The sequence below is a fragment of the Roseomonas rosulenta genome, from assembly GCF_016106005.1.
GTDB classification, from domain to species: domain Bacteria; phylum Pseudomonadota; class Alphaproteobacteria; order Acetobacterales; family Acetobacteraceae; genus Neoroseomonas; species Neoroseomonas rosulenta.
In genome coordinates, this window is record NZ_JACADR010000286.1 from 1 (window position 1) to 5,489 (window position 5,489).

Here is a 5,489-nt window from a genome sequence, read left to right on the forward strand (position 1 = left end):
GCTCGCGAGCAACGGGGCGGTGCAGGCCGGGACCACGCTGTCGCTGGCCGCCGGTGGCGGCATCACGCTGGGCGGGACGCATGTCGCCGGCGCCAGCCTCACGGCCACGGCGGGCGGCGGGCTGACCACGACGGGCGGCCTGAGCGCCGGGACCGACGCCACGCTGAGCGCGCTCGGCGGCAATCTCAGCCATGGCGGCGGGCTGACCGCGGGCGGCGAGGTCCGCCTGTCGGCCGCCGGCGCGCTGGATAGCACGGGCTTCGTGTCGGCCGGCGGCGCGCTGGCGCTCGCGGCCGGCGGCGGGCTCAGCCAGACCGGCACGGTCCAGGCGGGCGGCACGGCCAGCTTCTCGGCGGGCGGCGCGGTGACGCTCTCCGGCCAGACCACGGCAGGCATCGACCTCGATATCACCACGCCGGCCACGGCGACGCTGTCTGGCGGCAAGATCACCGCCGGCCAGGCGGTGCGCCTGACGGCCGGCCAGGGTGTCACGCTGCAGTCCTTCCAGATCGATCCGGTCAGCATCCTGCTGCAGACAGGCGGCGCGATGTCGGTGACGGACAGCACACTGGTCTCGAACGACAGCATCCGCCTCGCCGCCAGCGCCATCACGCTGCGCCGGTCGAACTTCTTCACCAACCTCCTCGACATCGATTCCGCCGGCACGCTGGTGCTGGATGACGGCGTCTTTACCATCGGCCGCGCGGTCGCCTTCAGCGCACCGGCTGGCATCCAGACCGTCGGGCGGATCTTCGTGGTCCCGCGCGGGGGCGACCTGCCCGCGGTGGTGTTCGACACGCGCAACGCCTCGATCACGCCCGAGCCGATCACCATCGTCCAGCCCGACCAGCCCGGCCTGCCGGCCCGCCAGCAGCCGACCCAGGTACGCATCCCGGGCACCGAAGCGCCGGGCGCCTTCGGCCCGGCCAGCAGCGCGGCGGCCGGGACCATGAGGATCAACATCGATGCCGGGCGCAGCGCGGTCTTCCTGCTGCTGGACGGCGGCACCGCGACTGGCACCATCGCCTCGGCCGGGCGGCTCGCCATCCATGGCACGGGGGGGTCGGCCGAGTTGACCGGGCGGCTGACCGATGTCTCCGGCTCGCCGGTGGACGGTGCGGCGGCGGCGCGCTTCGCCGACACCACCCGGCCGGCGGCCTCGGGCGCGCTGTCGCGCTACCGGCTGAACGGCTGCGTCGTCTCCTCGGTGAACTGCATCGTGCCGAGCCAGATCATCTCCATCCCGCAGGCGCCGCCGCAGCAGGTGGACCTGCGCCTCGGCAACAACCGCATCACCGATCCCGAGGTGCAGGTGCCCAACGTCGGCGACGAGGATTACTGAGGCCGTGCACGCCGCCATGTCGATGTTCCGCACCCTGGCACGCGCCCTGTCCCCGGCGCCCCGCCTGCCCGGCCTGCGCCGGAGGACCTCAGGCAATGGGGAAGCCGTGCGGCCCGCAGCGCGCATGGGGGCCGTCGCCGTCCTCCTGCTGCTGGGCGCCTGCACGGAGCCGCAGCCCGATGCCTATGTCACGCGCACGGGCGGCGCGGTGGCGGGTGAGCCCGCCGGCACCGATGCCCGCAACGAAGCCTGCCAGGTGCAGCCCGGGCGAAGCATCCCGGCCGACCGCCCGGTGCTGCGCGCGCGCGAGGCCTATTGCGGCGGCTGGACGCAGCCCGCCGCGCGCGTGCTGGAACTCTCGGGCAGCACGACCGAGGCGGATCTCGACGCCATCGCCGCCTCCGGCCTGTGGCGGGCTTGGCTCGACCAGCGCGTGACCTGCGCGGCGCCGACGCGCACCACCATCGCCGGGGGCGGATCGGCGCGGCTGCTGGCCTGCACCCGGCGCTCCGGCGGGTGGCCGCACGTGGCGATCGTCACCGCCGGCCCCTCGGGCCCGGTGGTGGCCGATGGCGTCGCCACATCGCTGCCGGTGATCGAGCGGCTCGCCACCGGGCGCACCGGCGGCAGTGGGACCGCCGCGGCCGGCGGCGGGCGCTCGGCCGCGCTCGAGCTCGCGGTGGCGCGGCTGTCCGCCGATGCCTTCGGCGCGTCCGATGTCGGGCGCTACGAACAGCTCATGACGCTCGGGCGCGACCTCAACCAGACAGAGAACTTCGCCGCCGCCGAGGATGCCTACCGCGCCGCGCTCGCAGTGCAGGAACGCGTGATGGGGCGCGACAACCCCAATGGCGCGACGGCGATGCTGCACCTCGCGATCAACCTGTCGAACCAGCGCCGCCTGGCAGAGGCGCAGGTGCTGCTGGACCGCGCCGCCGCCCTCGCGCCGCGCGCGGCGGACCCGGCGACCGGGGCGCGCGTGCTGCACTACCGCGGCCTGCATGCGCTCAATGCCGGGGACCCCAACGCTGCGATCGGCCTGCTGCAACAGGCCGAGGGCGCCTATGCCGCGCTCACCCCCAACCTCACGGCGCGCGAGGGCGACGGGTCCGACCTGGTTGCCGACCCGCTGGTGCAATCCGCCGTGCTCGGCCTGGCGGAGGCGAAGCGCAACCGCGCGGTGGCGCTCTCGCGCGCCGGGCGCGGGGCGGAGTCCGGGGCGCTGATCGCCGAATCCCGCCTGGTGCTGCGCCGCGCCGGGCTCGAGCCGAACATGATGGTCGGCCGCGCGCTGCGCACCGAGGCCGGCACCGACATCCGCCTCGGCCGCACCGAGGCCGCCGCCCAGCTGATGGAACGCGCCGCCAGCCGCTTCGCCATCGCAGCACCTGGAGAGCGGCCCGAGGCGGTGACGCTGTTCCTGGCCGGCCAGCAGCGGCTGCGCAGCGGCCGGCGGCCGGAGGCGCTGACCGCCTTCCGCGCCGGCGCGGCCATCCTGCGGGCGCGCCAGATCGGCCTGCCGGTCGGCCTCGTGGTGCCCTACCTCGATGCGCTGGACCAGGAGGCCGCGGCCAATCCGGGCCAATCGGGGTCGCTGCGCTCGGAGATGTTCGGCGCCGCACAGCTGGCGCAGCGGTCAAGCACGGCGCGCTTCGTGCAGCAGGCCTCCGCACGGCTGGGTGTCTCGGAAGGCAACCAGGCGGTGCAGGGCGCGGTGCGCGGGCTGCAGGACGTCGATCGCGAGCTGCGCGAATTGTTCGCCGAACGGGATGCCGCCGGCCCGGCGAACACCGCGCTCGATGCCCGCATCGCCGCCGCCCAGGCCCGACGCGCGGACGCCGAGAGCCAGGTCGCCTCGGCCGCGCCGGGCTATCGCCAGCTGCTGCTGGCCGCGGTCGATGCCGACAGCGTGGCGCGCGCACTCGGCCCCGACGAGGCGCTGCTGACCATGCTGCTCGGCCCGCGCGAGGGCTTCGTGATGGTGGTGCGCGGCGGGCGCGTCGATGCGCGCCGCGTGCCTCTCGGCGAGGAGGCGGTGGCCGCGCTGGTCAACCGCGTGCGGCGGTCGAGCGAGATCGGCGCGGGTGGCGTGCCGCGCTTCGACGCCGACGCGGCGCACGAGCTGCACCGGCTGCTGGTGAGCCCGCTGGACGACGCGCTGCGCGGCACGGCAACGCTGGTGGTGGCCCCCGACGGGCCGCTGCTCGCGCTGCCCTTCGGCCTGCTGCTTGGCCAGCCGGTGCAGGGCGAGCCGACCGGCGCCTCGGACTGGCTGATCCGCCGGCACGCCATCGTGCACGTGCCCTCCCCGCAGACGCTGGTGACGCTGCGCGCGGGGGGGACGGGGTCCACCGCGCCGCTGCCCTATATCGGCTTCGGGGATTTCGTGCCGCCCTCCGGTGCGCAGTTCGCGCGGTCCTTCCCGGCGAACCGCTGCGGCACGGATGCGCGGCTCGCGACCGGGCTGGGGCGGCTGCCGGGCACGCGCGCCGAGGTGCTGGCCTCGCGCCAGCTGCTGGGTGCGGCGCCCGACCGGGCGATCCTGGGGGCGGAGTTCACGCTGGCGAACATGCGCCGCCAGCAGCTCGACCAGTATCGCGTGGTGCACCTGGCAACCCATGCGCTGCTGCCGGGCGAATTGTCGTGCCTGACGGAGCCCTCGATCGTCGCCTCGCCGCCGGGCGGCGCGCCATCGGCAGACCCGGCCTTCCTCAAGGCCAGCGAGGTCCTCGACATCAAGATGGATGCCGACCTGGTCATCCTGTCGGCCTGCAACACCGGCGGGCCGGGTGGCGAAGGCGGCGGCGAGGCGCTGTCCGGCCTGGCGCGTGCCTTCTTCTATGCGGGAGCACGCGGGCTGATGGTGACCCACTGGGCGGTGGACGACGCCGCCGCGGCGCTGACCGTGGCCGATACGCTGCGGCGCCAGCAGGGGGGTGCCAGTTCCGCCGCATCGCTGCGCGGGGCGCAGCTGCTGATCCTGGACGAGGCCGGGCGCAACCTTCCCGCCGCCTTCGCGCATCCCTACTACTGGGCGCCCTTCGTGCTGATCGGCGATGGCCGCCGCGCCGGTGCGGCCAGCGCGGCGGCCTCCGCGCCGGCGCGGCTATGATGCGCGGGGACGACATCGGCGCGCCGAGCCTGTAGCATGGCGCCGTTACGACTGCCGGACGCCGGAGACCGCCAGGACCCATGCTGCCAGCCGAGCTGAACCAGAAGTACGAGGTGCGCGGCACGCTCGGCGCCGGCGCCATGGGCACGGTCTATGACGCGATCGACCGCATCATCGAGCGCCGCGTCGCCATCAAGGTGGTCAGGCGCCCGGCGGAGAACGACCCCGAGGCGGCGGAAGCGCATGCCCGCTTCCGGCGCGAGGCGCAGGCGGCGGGCCGGCTCTCCCATCCCAACATCGTCGGCGTCTACGACTATGGCGAGAACGCCGCCGAAGCCTGGATCGTGATGGAGCTGGTCGAGGGCGGCAGCCTCAAGGGCCGGCTCGACAAGAACGAGCGCTTCACCATCCCGGACATCGTGCGGATCATGAGTGAGGTCTGCGCCGGGCTCGCCTATTCCCACCAGCGCGGCGTGGTGCACCGGGACATCAAGCCCGGCAACATCATGATGACCACCGACGGCCAGGTGAAGATCGCCGATTTCGGCATCGCCCGGCTCGAGAATTCCTCGATGACGCAGGTCGGCACGCTGATCGGCACGCCCTCCTACATGGCGCCCGAGCAGTTCCGCGGCGAACCGGTGGACCTGCGCGCCGATATCTGGGCGGCGGGCGTGATGCTCTACCAGCTGCTGACCGGGGAGAAGCCCTTCGAGGGCGGCTTCTCCGCCGTGATGCACAAGGCGCTGAACACGGAACCGCCGCCGCCCTCGCAGCTTTCCGTCACCACGCCGCGCGGCTTCGACGCGGTGATCGCGCGCGCGCTGGCCAAGCGCCCCGACGACCGCTTCCGCTCCGCGACCGAATTCGCCGAAGCCATCCGCGCGGCGGCCAATGCGCCCGCCGCCGCCCCCGAGACCGCCGGCATGCCGGGCCTGCCCGGCCTGCACGAGGACGCGACGGTGGTTACCGCGCGCCCGGCCGGCAGCGGCACCATGCAGCGCCCGGCGCCGACCCCGCCCCCCGCCCCGTCCG

The 5,489-nt window shown here is 74.6% G+C and carries 2 protein-coding genes and 1 pseudogene; all 3 read left to right on the forward strand.

Annotated elements, in window-relative coordinates; genetic code table 11:
- A pseudogene (locus HW578_RS22215) lies at positions 1 to 1,342 on the forward strand (hypothetical protein); the annotation flags it as partial.
- A gap of 124 nt (positions 1,343 to 1,466) precedes the next feature.
- Positions 1,467 to 4,454: a CHAT domain-containing protein gene (locus HW578_RS22220; protein WP_198372896.1), complete on the forward strand. Its 2,988-nt coding sequence runs from the start codon at positions 1,467 to 1,469 to the stop codon at positions 4,452 to 4,454.
- Positions 4,455 to 4,534: 80 nt separating this feature from the next.
- Positions 4,535 to 5,489, forward strand: a 955-nt coding sequence (locus tag HW578_RS22225; protein WP_198372897.1) for a serine/threonine-protein kinase, incomplete at its 3' end; no start/stop codon positions are given.

Excerpts from the sequence above, each read along its gene's own strand:
- HW578_RS22220 (WP_198372896.1), top strand. The coding sequence starts at position 1,467 with ATGGGGGCCGTCGCCGTCCTCCTGCTGCTGGGCGCCTGCACGGAGCCG.